The sequence below is a fragment of the Pyxidicoccus sp. M15 genome, from assembly GCF_056858435.1.
Genome location: NZ_CM166495.1, coordinates 11,754,588 through 11,773,226 on the forward strand (window position 1 = coordinate 11,754,588; position 18,639 = coordinate 11,773,226).

The following is an 18,639-nucleotide window of genomic DNA, read 5'->3' on the forward strand; positions in this document are numbered from 1 at the left end:
CGGACTTCAGCCCCGCGGCCCCGCCTGCCGGGGCAGGCGCACGGAGAAGGTGGTCCCCTCCTGCGCGGTGGACTTCACGGTGACGGTGCCCTCGTGCGCGTGGACGATGCGGTCCACGATGTAGAGCCCCAGCCCCAGCCCGCGGCTCGTCGCCTGCTCGCGCCACGTCCCCCGCTTCATCGGCTGGAAGATGATGGGCAGCACCTCCGGGTGGATGGGCTCTCCCGCGTTGTGCACGCACAGCTCCAGCACGCCGTCCTCCGCCCGCGTCCGCACCTGCACGGGCGCGTCCTCGGCGCCGTAGCGCAGCGCATTGCTCAAGAGGTTGGTGACGACCTGAGCCAGCCGGTCCGTGTCCCACTCGCCCGCGCCGCTGCCCTCCATCGTGACGTCGATGCGACGCCCCGGGTTGGCGAGCCGCACCTCCTCCACCACCGTGCGCACCAGCTCGTTGAAGTCCGCCGGCTTGCGGTGGATGGGAATGCCCCCGCCGAGCCGCGCCTGGGTGAAGTCGAGCAGGTCGCGAATCATCCGGTCCGCGCGCCCGCTGGCGTTGCGGATGCGCTCGACGCCCCGCTTCGCGGCCTCGTCCAGGTCCGTGCGGCGCAGCAGCAGCGTGGTGGAGAAGCCAATCGCGTTGAGCGGGTTGCGCAAGTCGTGGCTGACGATGCCGATGAGCTTCTCCTCCAGGTCCGCGCGCCGCTGCAGCTCCTCCTCGCGCTTGAGCAGCTGCGCGTCCAGGCGCTTGCGCTCCGTGACGTCCAGCACCGTGCCGATGAAGCGCACCGCCTGGCCGCTTGCGTCCATGAAGGCCTGGCCGTGCGCCGACAGCCACCGCTCGGCGCCGTCATCCCGGCCCAGCGTGCGGTACTCGAGGTTGAAGACGCCGCCCGCCTCTCCCGCGAGCGCCCGCTGCACGCCAAGCACCGTGGCCTCGCGGTCCTCTGGGTGGACCCCGGAGAGGAACGTGTCCCACGTCACCTCCGCGTCCGGCGGCAGGCCGAAGAGCGCCTTGCTGCGCTCGTCCCAGCGCAGCACCCCCGACACCGGGTCCAGATCCCACGTGCCCAGCCGCGCCGCCATCAGCGCCAGGCGCACCCGGTCCTCGCTCTCGCTCAGCGCGGTGTAGAGCTGGACGTTCTCGACGGCCACGCTCGACAGCTGCGCCAGCTGCATGAGGATGGCCTCGTCCTCCTCGGTGAACTCCCCCTCGTACTTGTCGGAGAGCTGGACCAGCCCCAGGCGTGTCCCGTCCCGGCCGATGAGCGGCGCGGCCAGCCAGCCGCGCATCGGCGGGCGGCCCTCGGCCCGCGGCCCCGCGCCCTTCCAGTACGGGTGCGACTCCAGCTGGGCCTGCGACAGGCGCACCGGCCGGAGCGTGCGCGCCACGTACGTGTAGAGACCGCCGTCATCCACCGGCGCCGCGCCCTCCCGCCAGGCGGCGTATTTGTCGGAGAGCGAGACGACCTGCATGGGCGGCCCCGCGCGCCCCTTCATCGTCATGGAGGTCACCGACTGGTGCGCGCCGATGAGCTCCCGCGCCCGCTCGGTGATGACCCGCAGCAGCGCGTCCAGCGTGGGCGTGCCGCTGATGGTCACCGACGCGGCCGCCAGCCCGCGCAGCTGCTCGGCGCGCTGGCTCTCGCGTTTGAGCAGCCGGGAGCGCGCCTCCTCCGCCTGCTTGCGCACGCTGATGTCCTGCATCGCGCCCACCATGCGCTGCGCCCGGCCCGACGCGTCCCGGGCGATGACGCCGTGGTCGGTGACGTGCACGTAGTGGCCGTCCCGGTGCAGGAAGCGGTACTCGCTGCGCCAGCGCGGCAGGCCTCCGTCGATGGCCCGGTGGCGCTCCCTCACCACGCGCTCGCGCTCGTCGGGGTGGATGCGCGACGTCCACCAGTCGATGTGGGGCGACACCTCGTGCGCGAGGAAGCCGAGCAGCGTCTCCGCGCCCTCGTTCCAGAAGAGCGTGTTGGTGGAGAGGTCCCAGTCCCAGATGGCGTCGGTGATGGCGCGGCTGGCCAGCCGGTAGCGCTCCTCGGAGGTGCCCAGGCGCGCGTGCGCGTCCCGGAGCTGCCCGAAGAGCAGGGCCCGGTCGAGGATGCCGGAGAGGTACTCCACCAGCGTCTCCAGGTAGCGCTTGGCCTGGGGCTGGAAGGGCCGGGCGCGGGCGACGCCGACGTAGATGACGCCCATCAGCTCGCCGTGCGGCCACAGCCGCAGCCCCATCAGCGTGGACAGCCCGCCGCCGCACAGCCCCTCGCGCAGCGCGGCGGGGGACTCGGACGTGCCCGTCAGCACGAGCGGCTCCTCCGAGTGCCCCACCCGGGCGAGGAAGGAGTCCCCCTGGAGGGACACCCCCCGCTCCGGGACGGAGGCCCCCTCACACCGGCCGGTGGAGGCGACGCGCCGCAGCGTCCCCGGCGCGCTGACGAGGAACAGCTCCGCCCCGTCCGCCTCCAGCGCCTCCTGGATGAGCCGCACCATGGGCGTCACGTGGGGGCCGACCGCCTCGTCCTGCCCCAGCGCCTTGGGTGCCAGCGCCTCCAGCCGCCGCAAGGTGCGCTTCTCGCGCTGCCGCGTCTCCACGGAGTAGCCGGTGAAGACGGCCACCGTGGAGTCCATGGCGGCGTCCAGCTCCGTGAAGAGCAGCTGCGAGTCCTCCGGCGTGGGCTGCGCCTCCGCCGGGAGCTCCTCCCAGAGCCCGGCGATGAGCCGGCCCATGAGGACGTACTCGCTCGTCACCTCGTCCTGGTTGTAGCCCAGCCGCAGGCGCCCGCTGATGTGCGTGTCCTCCAGCCGCTGCTTCGTCCGGACCACGTCCCCCCGGTGTCCCTGGCGGGAGATGGTGGCCAGCAGGGCGAGGTACTCCGGAAAGGTGTTGATGACCTCGGCGGGCCTCAAATCCCTGGCGCTCTCCAGCTTGCTGGCCTCCTCCAGGAAGCGCCGCACGAGCAGCTCACGGTGGGTGTCGATGAGGTCGGCGATGCTCGGCATACGGAGGCGGTGGGACCTGCGCTTGGGAGGGCATGATTGGGTCGGCGCCGCGCGGCGGGAGCGGCGACGCCCCCCAAAATCTTCTGCCTGTCCGCGAGGCAACAGCCCCGCGGGGCCGAAATGCGTCCCGGAGACACGCGAATCGAAAAAGTTACAGACCCGCTCGTGAGGGGCTCCGGAATTTCTACAGGCCCTTTCCCCGGGGCCTGAGCCAAACGTGTGATTCCTGGCACCCTCGCGGTGGTGCGGAGGTTGCTTGGAGGCGGGGTGCGCATGGAATCCCCCACCCCCTCATCCTCCCCCTCGTACGCAGTCGAGGTCGCACCGTCCGCATGGCGGCAGCTCGGCCACCTCTCCCATCAGGACTATGGCGTCCTGCAGCAGCGGCTGACGGCGCTGGCGACGCTCGCCTCCGAAGGGCGGCTGCCGGACCCGGGCGTCATCGCGGAGGCCGGGGTGGACACGGCGCTGTCGCTCACCGTGGGGGACTTCGTCCTGCTCTACCAGGTAGACGCCGTGCGGGCCGCCATCCGGCTGACGGAAGTCACGCTCCGGCTGACCACCTTTCCGCCGCCGCCAGGCCCCCGGTAGCGGGCCCGCGGGCGGCGCAGGCCAGGGCCCCCGACGAATCAGCCATGAGCATGGGAAGGCAGAGAAGCGGGGCGTGGCGCATCGACACCGCGTGGGAGGCGCGTGCCGCGTGGTCCGCGCTGTCCCCCGGGGAGCGCGCGCTCCTGGACTCGCTGCTGGCGGGCGTCGCCGCGACGGTGGGCCTGCGCCAGTGGGTCAGCGACGAGGAGTCGGCGGAGGAGTTCGAGCTGCGCGGCTCCGGCCACGGGGTGACGTACCGGCTGGAGCCCTCCACGCGGGTGCTGTGGGTGACGGGCGTGAAGCCGCCGCGCCCCGGGGGCCCGCCCCGGGTGCGGTAGCGCGCGGTCGCCCTCAGCTCGCGGAGCGCGTGCTGGACGCCTGGTGCACGGTGGCCAGCTGCGGCACCGTCTCGCGCGGCAGCCACACGTGGAAGGTGGAGCCCTCGCCGGGCTGGCCCGCGGACTCCACCCAGATGCGGCCGCCGTGCTGCTCGACGATGCCCTGGCTGATGGTGAGCCCCAGCCCCAGCCCGCCGTACTTGCTGCCGTGCGCGCGGCCGAAGCGCTCGAAGATGAGCGCCTGCTTCTCCTTGGGGATGCCCACGCCGCGGTCCTTCACGGCCAGGTGCACGCCCTCCTCGTCCTCGCCGGTGAGCCGCACCAGCACCGGCCCGCCCTCCGGGGAGTAGCGCATGGCGTTGGACAGGAGGTTGGTGAGCACCTGGTCCAGGCGCCCGCGGTCCCACGTGCCCTCCAGGTGCTCCGGCGCCTCCACGTGCAGCTCGTGGCCCTGCGAGAGCACCGCCATGCGGTCTCTCGTCTCGCGCACGAGGTCGCTCATGTCGAAGCGCTCCAGCTCCAGCGACAGGCGGCCCGCCTGCAGGCGGCTGATGTCCAGCAGGTCCTCCACCAGCTTGGCCATCCGGTCTATCTGCCGGTTGATGATTTTCAGCGACTTGCCGGGGCCGGCCTCCGTCTCGTTGCCCAGCTTGAGCAGCGCCAGGTGCGCGTGGCCCTTGGCCGCCGCCAGCGGGGTGCGCAGCTCGTGGCTGGCCGCGGCGAGGAAGGCGTCCTTGGCCTCGCTGGCCAGCCGCAGCGCCGTCTCCGCGCGCTGCCGCTCGGTGATGTCGCGCGCCACGGAGATGAAGCGGCCCGGGCCCTCGTCGGCGCCCACGTACTGGAGCACCACCTCCACCGGCACCTCGCTGCCGTCGCGGCGGCGGTGGGTGGTGGAGTACGTCTGGCTCGGCAGCGTGCCGCTGAGCAGCGGGGCCAGGAGCTTGCGGTAGCCCTCGTCGTCGAAGGCGCCCTCCACCTCCAGCACGGACAGCCCCACCAACTCGTCCACGGTGCCGGCGAGCTGCTTGGCCGCGCCCGCGTTGGCGTAGGTGAGCGTCAGCGAGTCGGGGGAGAACATGAGGACGCAGTCCAGCGTGGCGTCCAGCGTCGTCTTGAAGCGCCCCAGCGCCTCTTCCGCCCGGCGCTTGTCGTCGATGTCCGTGGCGATGGCAATCCAGCCCACCAGCTGGCCCGTCTCGTCGCGCTCGGGCACCGCGCGCGCCAGGTGCCAGCGGTAGACGCCGTCGAAGCGGCGCAGGCGGAACTCGCGCTCCACGCGCTGGCCCAGGCGGATGGCCTGCTCCCACACGTTGCGCATGTCCTCGCGGTCCAACGGGTGGACGAAGTCCAGGAAGGTGGCGAGCGACAGCGGCTCGTCCTCCTGGATGCCGGTGTAGTCGCGCCCGGCGCGGTTGGCGTAGGTGAACGAGCCGTCCGGCCGCGCCGCCCACATCACCTCGGGCAGCGACTCGGTGAGCCGCCGGTAGCGCAGCTCGCTCTGCCGCTCCAGCGCCTCGCGCTCGCGCTGGCGCAGCTGCGCCGCCTGCCGTTGGATCTGCTGCTCCTTGAGGAACAGGTCCACGAAGACGCTGACCTTGGAGCGGAGGATTTCCGGGTCGAACGGCTTGAGCAGGTAGTCCACCGCGCCGTGCGCGTAGCCCTTGAAGACGTGGGCCGCGTCGCGGCTGAGCGCGGTGAGGAAGATGATGGGGATGGTGCGCGTGCGCTCGCGCTGCTTGATGATGGTCGCCGTCTGGAAGCCGTCCAGCCCCGGCATCTGCACGTCCATCAGGATGACGGCGAAGTCGCGCTTGAGCAGGAACTTGAGCGCCTCTTCACCGCTGGTGGCCTTCACCAGCTCCTGCCCCAGCGGGTCGAGGATGGCCTCGAGCGCCAGCAGGTTGGACGGGTGGTCGTCCACCATCAAGATGCTCGCCCGAGGGCGCGCGGCGCCTTCCTGGGTGCGTTCGGCCGGGATGTGTTCGCTAGGCGTCATGGAGATGGGATGAAGGGATGGCGGACAGGCTAGGCGCAGCCACCGTCGAGCCCAAGCCCGACGGTGGCCAGCCGTGTGCTAGCCATCACTCAGGCTGTCAGGCGCTCACCCACAGACGGATGAGCTCCAGCAGCTTGTCGGTATCCACCGGCTTGGGCAGGTAGTCGCTCGCCCCGGCGGCCATGCACTTCTCGCGGTCGTCCTTCAGCGCCTTCGCCGTGACGGCGATGATGGGGAGGCTGGCGTACTTGAGGTCCTTGCGAATCGCACGCATGGTCTCATAGCCGTCCATCTCCGGCATCATCACGTCCATGAGGACGATGTCGACGTCGCGGTGCTGCTCCAGCATCTCGATGGCCGCGCGCCCGTTCTCCGCGAAGACCACCTGCATGCCGTGGTTCTCCAGCACGCTGGTGAGGGCGAAGATGTTGCGCATGTCGTCGTCGACGACGAGCACCTTCTTGGCGGTGAGCTCCGAGTCCTTCTCGTTGCGCTGGGACAGCGCGGCCCGCGCGCGGGGCGGCAGGTTCTGGTCCAGCCGGTGGAGGAAGAGCGCCGTGTCGCTCAGGAGCAGCTCCGGGCTCTTGGAGCCGCTCTTGAGGATGACGCTGCCGGTGTAGCGGCGCAGCCGCGCCTCGTCCTTGGGCGTCAGCTCCTTGCCCGTGTAGACGACGATGGGCAAATCGCGGAAGCGCTGCTGCGTCTTCACCTCCTCCACCAGCTTGGTGCCGTCCGTGTCGGGCAGCAGCAGGTCGATGACGAGGCAGTCGTACTCGTTCTCCTCCAGCTTCTTGAGGACCTCTTCCCCGGTGGCCACGGCGGTGACGGCCACGTCGCCGCCCTCGCTGAGCAGCTTCACCAGGCTGTCGCGCTGGACGTCGTCGTCCTCCACCAGCAGCAGCCTGCGCTCCTTGCGCTCCAGGAAGCTGGAGAGCTGGTTGAAGACGCGCTCCAGGCCCTCCTTGCTGACGGGCTTGGTGAGGTAGCCGAAGGCGCCCTGCGCGTTGCCCTGGTGCTTGTCCATGACGCTGATGACGTGCACCGGGATGTGCCGCGTGCGCGGGTTGCGCTTGAGGCGGTCCAGCACGCTCCAGCCGTCCACCACGGGCAGCTGGATGTCCAGGGTGATTGCGTGCGGCTGGTACTCGTTGGCCATGGACAGGCCGGTGTCGCCGCGGGTGGCCACCAGCGCCTTGAAGCCCTTCTCCCGCGCCATCTGCACCATGATGCGGGCGAACTTCACGTCGTCCTCGATGACGAGCAGGACGCGGTCCCCCTCGCGGATGTGCTCGCGGTCATCCTCCACCGAGACGGGCGCGAGCGAGGACTCCACCTGCGGCGGCAGCGCCGCGTCCAGCACGTGGCTGCTCTCCGCCACGGCCGGCGGGACGTGGGCCGGAGCCAGGGCCGGAGTCGACGCCGGGAGCGAGGACATGGGCTCGAGCGCCGCGGGCACGCGGGGGATGCCGTCGCCCGTGCCGGACAGCGGCGGCAGGCCGTCGTCCTCCGGGCTGACGTACTCGGGCGGCAGGTAGAGCGTGAAGGTGCTGCCCTTCTTCGGCTCGCTCTGCACGTGGATTTCGCCGCCCAGCAGCTTGGCGATTTCGCGGCTGATGGACAGGCCCAGGCCGGTGCCGCCGTACTTGCGCGCGGTGGAGCCGTCCGCCTGCTGGAACGCCTCGAAGATGAGGCGCTGCTTGTCCTTGGCGATGCCGATGCCCGTGTCCGTCACCGAGAAGGCGATGACGTGCCGCGAGCGCTTGAGCACCTCGTGGTCGAACCGCACGGTCCGCTCCGCCAGGGCCACCCTCATCTTGACGCTGCCCTCGTCGGTGAACTTGAAGGCGTTGGACAAGAGGTTCTTCAGCACCTGCTGCAGGCGCTGCGGGTCCGTGCGGATGTGCCGCGGCGAGCCCGGCGCCACCTCCACCGTGAAGGACAGCCCCTTCTGCTCCGCCACCGGGCGGAAGCCACGGTCGATGAACTGGTTGAGCTCCGACAGGACGATGTCCCGCGGCTCCACCTGCATCTTCCCGGCCTCCACCTTGGAGAGGTCCAGAATCTCGTTGATGAGGCTGAGCAGGTCTCCACCGGACGCGTAGATGGTGTTCGCGTACTCGACCTGCTTGTTGCTGAGGTTGCCGTCCTTGTTGTCCGCCAGGAGCTTGGCGAGGATGAGCAGCGAGTTGAGCGGCGTGCGCAGCTCGTGGCTCATGTTGGCCAGGAACTCGCTCTTGTACTTGGAGATGACGGTGAGCTGCTCCGCCTTCTCCTCGAGGCTGACGCGGGCGCGCTCCACCTCGTTGTTCTTCTCCTCGACGCGCCGGTTCTGCTCCTCGAGCAGCTTCGCCTTCTCCTCCAGCTCGATGTTGGTGCGCTTGAGCTGGTCCTGCTGCTGCGTGAGCTCCTTGGACTGGCTCTGCAGCTCCTGCGTGAGGCCCTGCGACTGGAGCAGCAGCTGCTCCGTGCGCATGTTGGCGATGATCATGTTCAGGACCACGCCGATGCTCTCGGTGAGCTGGTCCAGGAAGATCTGGTGAATCGCGCTGAACGGGTGGAACGACGCCAGCTCGATGACCGCCTTGACCTCGCCCTCGAAGAGGACGGGCAGGACGATGATGTTGAGCGGCGCGGACTCACCCAGGCCCGAGGAGATGGTGATGTAGTCCGAGGGCACCCGGGTGAGCAGAATCGTCTTCCGCTCCAGCGCGGCCTGACCGACGAGCCCCTCGCCCAGCCGGAACCGGTTGGCGATGTGCTTGCGCTCCCGGTACGCGTAGGTGCTGGTGAGCTTGAGCAGCGGCGTTCCGGACTCGCCGTCCACGAGGAAGAAGGCGCCGTGGTGGGCGGAGACCAGCGGCGTCAGCTCGCTCATGATGAGGCGGCTGACGGCGTCCAGGCTCTTCTGGCCCTGCATCATGCCGGAGAACTTCGCCAGGTTCGTCTTGAGCCAGTCCTGCTCCTGGTTCTTCTGCGTGGTCTCACGCAGGTTGACGATCATCTGGTTGATGTTGTCCTTCAGCGCGGCGACTTCGCCTTCCGCGACGACGGTGATGCTGCGAGTCAGGTCGCCCTTCGTCACCGCGGTGGCGACGTCGGAGATGGCGCGCAGCTGGCTCGTCAGGGTGCCGGCGAGCTGGTTCACGTTGTCGGTCAGCTGCCGCCACGTGCCGCGCGCACCGGGCACGCGGGCCTGGCCGCCCAGCTTTCCTTCGATACCCACCTCGCGGGCCACCGTGGACACCTGCTCGGCGAAGGTGCCCAGCGTGTCCGTCATGTTGTTGATGGTGTCCGCGAGCGCGGCGACCTCGCCCTTCGCGTCGACGATGAGCTTCTGGGTCAGGTCGCCATTCGCGACGGCCGTCACCACGCGCACGATGCCGCGCACCTGCGTGGTGAGGTTGGACGCCATGAAGTTCACGTTGTCGGTGAGGTCCTTCCACGTGCCGGCCACACCGGGCACACGGGCCTGACCACCCAGCTTCCCTTCGACACCCACCTCGCGGGCCACCGTGGACACCTGCTCGGCGAAGGTGCCCAGCGTGTCCGTCATGTTGTTGATGGTCTCCGCGAGCGCGGCCACCTCGCCCTTCGCTTCCACGACCAGCTTCTGCTTCAGGTCGCCGTTGGCGACGGCCGTCACGACCTTGACGATGCCGCGCACCTGCGTGGTGAGGTTGCGGGCCATGAAGTTCACGTTGTCCGTCAGGTCCTTCCAGACGCCGGACACGCCGCGCACTTCCGCCTGCCCTCCCAGCTTTCCTTCCGTACCGACTTCGCGGGCCACGCGCGTCACTTCGGAGGCGAAGCTGTTGAGCTGGTCCACCATGATGTTGATGGTGTCCTTCAGCTCGAGAATCTCACCCTTTGCATCGACGGTGATCTTCTTGGACAGGTCACCATTGGCGACGGCCGTCGTCACCAGCGCGATGTTTCGCACCTGCGCGGTGAGGTTGGAGGCCATGCTGTTCACGTTGTCCGTGAGGTCCTTCCACGTACCGGCGACACCCGGCACCGCGGCTTGCCCTCCCAGCTTGCCGTCCGTACCCACTTCCTTCGCGACGCGCGTCACCTCGGCGGCGAAGGCGCGGAGCTGGTCCACCATCGTGTTGATGGTGCTCTTGAGCTCCAGGATTTCGCCGCGCGCCTCGACGGAGATCTTCTGCGACAGGTCGCCGTTCGCGACGGCCGTCGTCACCTTGGCGATGTTTCGCACCTGGTCGGTGAGGTTGCCGGCGAGGACGTTCACGTTGTCCGTGAGGTCCTTCCACACACCCGCGACTCCGGGCACCGCGGCCTGACCGCCCAGCTTGCCTTCCGTGCCGACTTCCTTGGCGACGCGAGTCACCTCGGAGGCGAACGCGCGGAGCTGGTCCACCATCGTGTTGATGGTGTTCTTCAGCTCGAGCACCTCGCCCTTCACGGACACGGTGATCTTCTGCGACAGGTCGCCGTTGGCGACGGCCGTCGTCACCTTGGCGATGTTTCGCACCTGGTCGGTGAGGTTGCCGGCGAGGACGTTCACGTTGTCGGTGAGGTCCTTCCACACGCCGGACACGCCCTTCACGTCGGCCTGACCGCCCAGCTTGCCTTCCGTGCCGACTTCCTTGGCGACGCGAGTCACTTCGGCGGCGAACGCGCGGAGCTGGTCCACCATCGTGTTGATGGTGCTCTTGAGCTCCAGCACCTCGCCCTTCGCATCGACCGTGATCTTCTTGGAGAGGTCACCATTCGCGACGGCGGTGGTGACTTCGGCGATGTTTCGCACCTGCGCGGTGAGGTTGTTCGCGAGCAGGTTCACGTTGTTCGTGAGGTCCTTCCACGTGCCCGCGACGCCCGGCACCTCCGCCTGGGCGCCCAGCTTGCCTTCCACGCCCACCGTGCGGGCGACGTCCGTCACCTGCTGGGCGAAGATGGACAGCGTCTGCGTCATCGCGTTGATGGTGTCCGCGAGGGCGGCAATCTCGCCCTTGGCATCCATCATCAGCTTCTGGGTGAGGTCTCCGTTGGCGACCGCCGTCACCACGCGCACGATGCCGCGCACCTGGCTGGTGAGGTTGGACGCCATGAAGTTCACGTTGTCGGTGAGGTCCTTCCAGACGCCGGACACGCCCTTCACGTCGGCCTGACCGCCGAGCTTTCCTTCCGTACCCACTTCCTTCGCGACGCGCGTCACTTCGGAGGCGAAGGCGCGGAGCTGGTCCACCATCGTGTTGATGGTGCTCTTGAGCTCCAGCACCTCGCCCTTCGCGTCGACCGTAATCTTGCGCGACAGGTCGCCCCGGGCGACGGCCGTGGTCACCTCGGCGATGTTACGGACCTGGTCGGTGAGGTTGTTCGCGAGGAGGTTCACGTTGTTCGTGAGGTCCTTCCACGTGCCGGCCACTCCGGGCACCACCGCCTGGGCGCCCAGCTTGCCTTCCACGCCCACCGTGCGGGCGACGTCCGTCACCTGCTGGGCGAAGATGGACAGCGTCTGCGTCATCGCGTTGATGGTGTCGGCCAGCTCGGCGACTTCACCCTTGGCCTCCATCTTCAGGCGCTGGGTGAGGTCACCATTCGCGACGGCCGTCACCACCTTGGCGATGCCTCGCACCTGGGTGGTGAGGTTGACGGCCATCACGTTCACGTTGTCCGTGAGGTCCTTCCACGTGCCGGACACGCCGCGCACTTCGGCCTGTCCGCCCAGCTTGCCGTGCGTACCGACCTCGCGAGCGACGCGCGTCACTTCCGAGGCGAACGAGTTCAGCTGGTCCACCATCGTGTTGATGGTGTTCTTCAGCTCCAGAATCTCGCCGCGAGCGTCGACGGTGATCTTCTTGGACAGGTCACCATTGGCCACCGAGGTCGTCACCAGCGCGATGTTCCGCACCTGCGTGGTGAGGTTGGAGGCCATGTAGTTCACGTTGTCCGTGAGGTCCTTCCACACGCCGGCGACGCCCTTCACGTCGGCCTGGCCACCGAGCTTTCCGTCGGTGCCCACCTCGCGAGCAACGCGCGTCACCTCGGAGGCGAAGGCGCGGAGCTGGTCCACCATCGTGTTGATGGTGTCCTTCAGCTCGAGCACCTCGCCCTTCACGTCCACGGTGATCTTCTTGGACAGGTCGCCCTTGGCGACGGCCGTCGTCACCTCGGCGATGTTGCGCACCTGGGCCGTGAGGTTGTTGGCCATCAGGTTCACGTTGTCCGTGAGGTCCTTCCACGTGCCGGCGGCACCGGGCACCTGGGCCTGGGCGCCCAGCTTGCCCTCGACGCCCACCGTGCGGGCGACGCTGGTCACCTGCTGCGCGAACACGTTGAGCGTGTCCGTCATGTTGTTGAGCGTCGCGCCCAGCGCGGCAATCTCACCCTGCGACGGCACCATCAGCTTCTGGGTGAGGTCACCGTTGGCGACGGCCGTCACCACCTTGACGATGCCGCGCACCTGGGTGGTGAGGTTGGACGCCATGAAGTTCACGTTGTCCGTGAGGTCCTTCCACGTGCCGGACACACCGGGCACCGCGGCCTGACCGCCCAGCTTCCCCTCGGTGCCCACCTCGCGGGCCACGCGGGTCACTTCCGAGGCGAAGCCGTTGAGCTGGTCCACCATCGTGTTGATGGTGCTCTTCAGCTCGAAGACCTCTCCGCGCGCGTCGACGGTGATCTTCTTGGACAGGTCGCCGTTGGCGACGGCCGTGGACACCTCGGCGATGTTGCGCACCTGGGCCGTGAGGTTGTTGGCCATCAGGTTCACGTTGTCCGTGAGGTCCTTCCACACGCCGGACACGCCCTTCACGTCGGCCTGCCCCCCCAGCTTGCCGTCGCTGCCCACTTCCTTGGCGACGCGCGTCACCTCGGCGGCGAACGAGTTGAGCTGGTCCATCATCGCGTTGACGGTGGTGCCGATGCGGAGGAACTCACCCTTCACCGGCTGGCCGTCGATCTCCAGCGGCATCTTCTGGGTGAGGTCGCCTTCGGCCACCGCCACCAGCACGCGCGCGACTTCCGTGGTGGGCTGCACCAGGTCGCCGATGAGGGCGTTGATGGAGTTGACGCCGGTGGCCCAGTCGCCGCGCACGTCACCCAGCGAGACGCGCTCGCCCATGCGGCCCTCGCGGCCGACGACGCGCTCGACGCGGACAATCTCGTGCGTCATCGCGGAGTTGAGCGTCACCATTGCGTTGAAGGTGAGGGCAATCTCCTCCATCACCGGGTCGGTGGAGCCCCCGGGCAGGCGCACGGAGAAGTCACCGGCCTGGACCGACCGGAGCGCGGCGAGCAGCGGCTGCATGGGGTGGCCATTGCGCACGCGGGCCCCAGCGCCCGGCGTGCGGGCACCGCCGCCACGACCGCCGCTGATAACGGGCTCCTCGGCCTTCGGCTCGGCGGCACGCGTGCGCGCACGCTCGGCCCGCAGCCGGTTGGCAGCGACATTCTCTCGCTCGGCGCCGGCGCTGGTGGAGGCCTCGGAATGGGGAGACCCATTCGCGGGAGACTTCCGCGAGGCGCGCTTGCGGCCGTTGGCGTTGGGATTGGGGAGCTTGGTGTCGTCCACGCTGGAAAACCTCTGATGGGATGAACGCTGCAGCAGTGCTCTGAGCGGCGCCCGGCGGCGCGAATCTCCAGGGAGTTCGCGGGCTTGTCGATTCCAAGCCGGTTCCGCGGGGGCCTGTCCGTCCAGTAGTGAACCCTGAGGGCCCACACGCTCGGACACCCCGTGAAACACGGGGCGCCAGAGCCTTCTACCAACATCTCAGGGGGCTGGGGCCGTGCACGGAAAACCGTCGCAACCCTCGACATAGAGAGCCCGGCCGAGGAGCCGACGTGCAGGCGTTGCCGGGGTGCCCGGCGCCAGGGCGTGCGTCCCGGCGCGCAGGTCCAGCGTGAAGGCCGGAGTCCCTTCTGGCGAGCAGCCGATCAGCAGCCGATCCGGCGCATCCAGCCACCACAGGCCCGACACGGGGCACGGGGGCTCGGCGGGCAGCGGGGCAAGCGTGCGGGCGTCGAAGATGCGGAGGATTCCCTGATCGAGCACGGCGGCGAGGGTGCCGGAGGCTCCCACGGACAGCCGGGCCCCGGCACCGGGAACGGTCACCTGCCCGAGCACACCCCCCTCGGACGAGACGGAGACGAGCTGCCCGGTCTCGTCCAGGGCGAGCACCCCGCCCGCGTGGCCGGAGAGTGAAACGGGCGCGAAGTCGCCTACCGGACGAAGGGCGCCACGCTCCTCGCGCAGCAGGCGGCCTCCGGCGGAGACCCAGAGCCGGTTGTCTCCGGCGAAGGTGGCGGCGAGCGCTCCCGCCACCTCCAGCCGCGTGGGGACACCGTCGGGGCCGCAGACCGCCACGGCGCGCGGGCCGTAGACGGCGGCGCGCGAGGCATCCGGAGACACGGCCCAGCCGAGCCGGGGCGCGGGCAGCGCGCGGGAGAGACAGTCGTTGAGCGCGCCGAAGTGCGGGTCCGCGGTGGGTGAGGAGATGAGGTAGGGCAGGCTGGTGGTGGCGGTGTAGACGAGCAGCCCGAGCGTGCCGGCGATGGCGACGGTGAGCGGCCAGGGGCGGGCGCTGAGCAGACGCACGGCCCTCGCGGAGGCGCGGCCTCCCTTCATGCTCCCGGTCGTCGGCCCCTCCCGTCCCGTCACGGCGGCTCCTGTGTCGCGTCCACGCGGCGCCCATGCAGGACAGCACAGAACGGGCGCGAAGGCTTTCCACGTACGCCCGAGGCTGGCTGGTTGCTCGTCGATTCATGCGGCAACCGTGATGCAACGGTGAGGAATGTGCGCCTCCCGTGGGGGACAAGCTCGCGGTCCGGCGGAAGGGATTCGAGCATGGGCATGAAGGGGTGGTTTCGGGCCGTGTGGGTCCTGGCGGTGCTCCTGGCGTCCGGGGCGCTCGGCGCCGAGGCGCACGGGGTCATCTTCGGCACGGTGAAGGACGGCGAAACGTGGGTTCCCGTCGGCGATGTCGTCGTCACGGCGACCTCTCCGTCGCTTCAGGGTGAGCAGACCGTGGTGACGGATGCGCAGGGCGTGTACCGGATTCCGGGACTGCCTCCGGGGAGTTACACCTTGCGGTTCGAGAAGGAGCTGTTCCGCCCCTACGCACGCACCGAGGTGCCGCTGCGGGAGGGGTACTCCACGCGCCTCGACGCGTCGCTCGCGCCTGAAACACTCGAAGAGTTCACGTTGGGCTGTAGCCCACCGGGCATCGATGTCGGCAGCACGACGACGGGTCAGGATCTCTTTCTCGAGTTCGACCTCTACAGGGTGGTGGGCCGGTTCTCCGGGCCGCTCGGCGCGGTCCGCTCGGCCGACGACGCCGCTCCGCTCGTCCCGGGCGTATTGGACGAAACGGAGGGACTCTCCATCAACGGCGCCTCCGTCTTCGAGAACGAGTACCGGCTGGACGGTTTGTCCATCCGCGACGCGGTGCTGGGACTCAATACGCTCTCCTTGAGCGCCGAGCTGACCCAGGCTGGCAACCTCGTCTCGGGCGGGTACATGCCGGAGTTCGGCCGTGCCACGGGAGGGCTCCTGGAGACGCATACCCGGTCAGGATCCAACGAGCTGCATGGCTCCATCTTCGCCTTCTGGACGCCGGGCCTGCTGGAGGGGCGCCGCGCGAGCACGGGACTCGTGAGCCAGGATGCGCTCGAGCACCAGGGAGACTTCGGTGCCACCCTGGGCGGCCCGGTGCTCGAGGACACGCTGTGGTTCTTCGCGGGCGTCACGCCGGCACTGAGCCGCATGGAGCGGACGCGCATCCTCCAGGCTCCGGGCACGGCGGGGAGCACCTCCCGCACGTTCGACGACGCGCGCAGCCTCCAGGCCGTGGGCAAGCTGACGTATCTCATCAACCCTGACCACCACGTGTCGCTGACAGCCGTCACCGCGCCCTCCTCCCAGGAGGAAGGGAGTGCGAAAACGACGCTGACGGCGCTTCACCACAGCGGCGCGTTCGCGGACAAGAAGGTGCTGCTCGATGTCCACGCGGGCTGGCTGTCCCAGCGGGTGACCGGCCTGGGAGACCCCTCGCTGGAGCGCTACCAGGCCAATGCCAGGGCCCTCTGGTTCGCCCACGGGATGGGAACGCACGTGGCGAAGGCAGGCGTGGACGCGGAATGGCTCGTCTATGAGCGGGCGGGTTCACGGACTCCCAGCACGGTCCTTGGTGGCTTCGTGCAGGACAGCTGGAACCTCGCCAACCGCTTCACCCTGAATGTTGGCGCCCGGTACGACCTGCAGCGCCTCGAAGGCGACGCGGCAGGCTCGGCCCCCGTCAGCAGCGCCCGGCTGTCACCCCGCGTGGGCCTGATTGTCGACCCGCGGGCCAACGGCCGGATGAAGGTGTTCGCGCACTACGGGAGGTTCCAGGGACTGATTCCGCTGGGACTCCTGGACGCACCGGCCACCACGCCGGACTCCGTGACGGACGTGGCGCTGGACCCGGACCTCGACCCCATGTCCTCCAACGAGGTCGTCGCGGGGTTCGAGTACGAGGTCATGTGGCGCACCCTCCTCGGCGCGACGTATACGCACCGGGAGCTGGAGGACGGGCTCGCACTCCTGCCCCGGGCGGACGGGAGTGGTGTCGTGCTCGCCAACCCCGGCTCCGGGCTCGCTTCGGATTCGCCGCGCGCGGCGCGCACCTACGACGCGGTGACCGTGGCGCTGCGCCTCCTCTACCTGGCTGGGTGGCAGGCCCAGGCGAGCTACACCTGGTCGAAGCTGACCGGCAATTTCGTGAGCCCGTTCGCGGTGTGGGACGGGCTCGCGCCGATACAGCGGCTGCCGCTGGACAGGCCTCACGTCATTCGCGCTTACGGCGCCCGGGAGTTTCGCCTCGGCACCGCTCGCAAGCTGTGGGCGAACGTTGGTGCTTCGTACCTGGGCGCATCGGGCGCGCTGGTGGAGGGCGCGGAGAAACGCACTCCGTGGATGCAGTCGTTGGATGTGTACCTCGGCGTGCGGTACGCCCTCCGCAAGGAGCACGAAGTGACGTTCCGCCTCGACGTGTTCAACGTCCTCAACGCCCAGGAGCCGGCCAGGATGGAGGCGCGTGACACCTCGGAGGGTGTGGCGCCCGTCATCGTGCGCTACCAGGCCCCCCGTCAGGTGCGCTTCGGGGCGCGGTACACCTTCTGAGGTTCGCGAGGCGCCCCGGAACGGTTGCCCGGGGCAGGCCGGGTGGCTCCCGCTCCGGGTCCTGGCATGCAGCCGTGCTTTCGCATGGCGTGGTTGATGCGCGCTTGTCGCCCCGCTCTCGGACCTCACCTTTGCGGTGGGAAGGGAAAGGAACCGACCATGCGACGCGCGATTACCACTGCGGCCCTCGCCTTCAGCTTCTTGCTCTCGAGCGTGGGGCTTGCCCAATCAGCAGGCGGCAGCTCAGGCGGAGGCGCGGCCGCAGGTGGAGCCACGAGCGGCGGTGCCACTGGCACCCAGGGTGGCACGGGGACATCCCAGACGACGGCGCCGCAGGGCACGACAGGCACCACGGGCGGCACGACGACGGGAACCAACACGGGCACGGGAACCCAGGCGGACACGGTTGATGGAACCGGCGGCAGCGGTCAGAGCGGAACCGCGGCAGGAGGAACGGGGACGACCGTGGGCGGGACCGGAGGCACGGGTGGCGCCGGGACGAATACCGGCGCGACGACAGGCGCGGGCTCGACGGGGACGAGCGTTGGCACCGGGGAAGCAGGCACCGCGACAGGAACGGGCACGACGGGAACCGTCGGTACGGGTGGCTCGGGGACGACGCAAGGCACCGGCACGACGGGCTCGGATGTGAGTGGCACCGGCACCACGGGCTCGGGCGGCTCGGGCACCAGTGGTACGGATGTGAGCGGTACGGGCACAGGCGGCTCGGGCACCAGCGACCCGAATGTGAGCGGCACCGGCACCACGGGCTCGGGCACCAGCGGTACGGATGTGAGCGGCACGGGCACGGGCGGCTCGGGCACCAGCGACTCGGATGTGAGCGGTACCGGCACGACAGGCACGGGCGGCTCGGGCACCAGCGACTCGGATGTGAGCGGCACCGGTGGCGGCACCAGTGGTGGCGCGACCGGCGGCGGAATGAGTGGCGGTGCAACGGGTGGCGGCGCAAGCGGCGGTGCAACGGGTGGCGGCGCAAGCGGCGGGGCAACGGGTGGCGGCGCGTCCGGCGGCGCAACCGGTGGTGGCGCCAGCGGAGGTGCGACCGGTGGTGGCGGGACTGGCGGCGGCGGAGCGGGCGGTGGGAGCGCGAGCGCCGCGGGTGCAGGGGCAGCCGGCACGGCCACCGACTCGCAAGAGGTGACCCGGCTGCGCGCCCAGGTCCAGGAGCTCCAGCGGGAAGTGGCCGAGCTGCGGCGTACGGACGCCACGGGCACGGGCGGCTCGGGCACGGCGGGCTCGGCGCCCGCGGCGGACCCGAACAACACCGTGGTGGCGAGCGTCCTCATGCAGGGACAGGTGGCCGCCACGACGAAGGACCGCATCCAGCTGCGAGACTCGGAGACCGGCGACCTCTACACGCTCTTCGTCGGCGACAAGACGCGCGCCACGTACCGCGGCCGGAGCATCTCCGTGCAGAGCATCCCCGCGGGCACTCCCGTCCAGGCCTCGTTCAACCATGCCGCCGACGGCGACAGCTACGCGACCCGCATCCAGGTCGTCCCCCGGGCCAAGCAGCAGAGCGCCCAGCCCCGGCAGCAGACCCGGCCCCGGACTCGATGAAGTGAAGCGCGCCC

The 18,639-nt window shown here is 69.7% G+C and carries 8 protein-coding genes; 4 read left to right on the top strand and 4 right to left on the bottom strand.

Annotated features, from left to right (window positions below; translation table 11 throughout):
• Positions 1 to 6: 6 nt before the first annotated feature.
• Positions 7 to 2,997: a PAS domain-containing protein gene (locus ACX9TP_RS43560; protein ID WP_482976602.1), complete on the bottom strand. Its 2,991-nt coding sequence runs from the start codon at positions 2,995 to 2,997 to the stop codon at positions 7 to 9.
• Positions 2,998 to 3,270: 273 nt separating this feature from the next.
• Here ACX9TP_RS43560 and ACX9TP_RS43565 point away from each other — a divergent pair, with 273 nt between their 5' ends.
• Both ACX9TP_RS43565 and ACX9TP_RS43570 read left to right on the top strand, forming a co-directional pair.
• Complete coding sequence (locus tag ACX9TP_RS43565; protein ID WP_482976603.1) at positions 3,271 to 3,588, top strand: type II toxin-antitoxin system RelE family toxin; 318 nt, start codon at positions 3,271 to 3,273, stop codon at positions 3,586 to 3,588.
• 50 nt (positions 3,589 to 3,638) lie between these two features.
• The gene (locus tag ACX9TP_RS43570; RefSeq protein WP_482976604.1) at positions 3,639 to 3,926 is read left to right on the top strand and encodes a hypothetical protein; all 288 of its coding nucleotides are present in this window, start codon (positions 3,639 to 3,641) and stop codon (positions 3,924 to 3,926) included.
• A gap of 13 nt (positions 3,927 to 3,939) precedes the next feature.
• Here ACX9TP_RS43570 and ACX9TP_RS43575 read toward each other — a convergent pair whose 3' ends face one another.
• From ACX9TP_RS43575 to ACX9TP_RS43585, 3 genes are all read right to left on the bottom strand, one after another.
• Positions 3,940 to 5,922, bottom strand: coding sequence for a hybrid sensor histidine kinase/response regulator (locus ACX9TP_RS43575; protein WP_482976605.1), 1,983 nt, complete (start codon positions 5,920 to 5,922; stop codon positions 3,940 to 3,942).
• A gap of 97 nt (positions 5,923 to 6,019) precedes the next feature.
• Positions 6,020 to 13,192, bottom strand: a complete 7,173-nt coding sequence (locus ACX9TP_RS43580; protein ID WP_482982320.1) for a HAMP domain-containing protein — start codon at positions 13,190 to 13,192, stop codon at positions 6,020 to 6,022.
• 462 nt (positions 13,193 to 13,654) lie between these two features.
• Positions 13,655 to 14,509, bottom strand: a complete 855-nt coding sequence (locus ACX9TP_RS43585) for a hypothetical protein (protein ID WP_482976606.1) — start codon at positions 14,507 to 14,509, stop codon at positions 13,655 to 13,657.
• Positions 14,510 to 14,734: 225 nt separating this feature from the next.
• On the opposite strand from ACX9TP_RS43585, the gene ACX9TP_RS43590 reads away from it, so the two are divergent.
• Complete coding sequence (locus ACX9TP_RS43590) at positions 14,735 to 17,044, top strand: TonB-dependent receptor (RefSeq protein ID WP_482976607.1); 2,310 nt, start codon at positions 14,735 to 14,737, stop codon at positions 17,042 to 17,044.
• A gap of 465 nt (positions 17,045 to 17,509) precedes the next feature.
• A complete protein-coding gene (locus ACX9TP_RS43595; RefSeq protein WP_482976608.1) occupies positions 17,510 to 18,625 on the top strand; it encodes a hypothetical protein in 1,116 nt (371 codons plus the stop codon).
• The last annotated feature ends 14 nt before the right edge of the window (positions 18,626 to 18,639 follow it).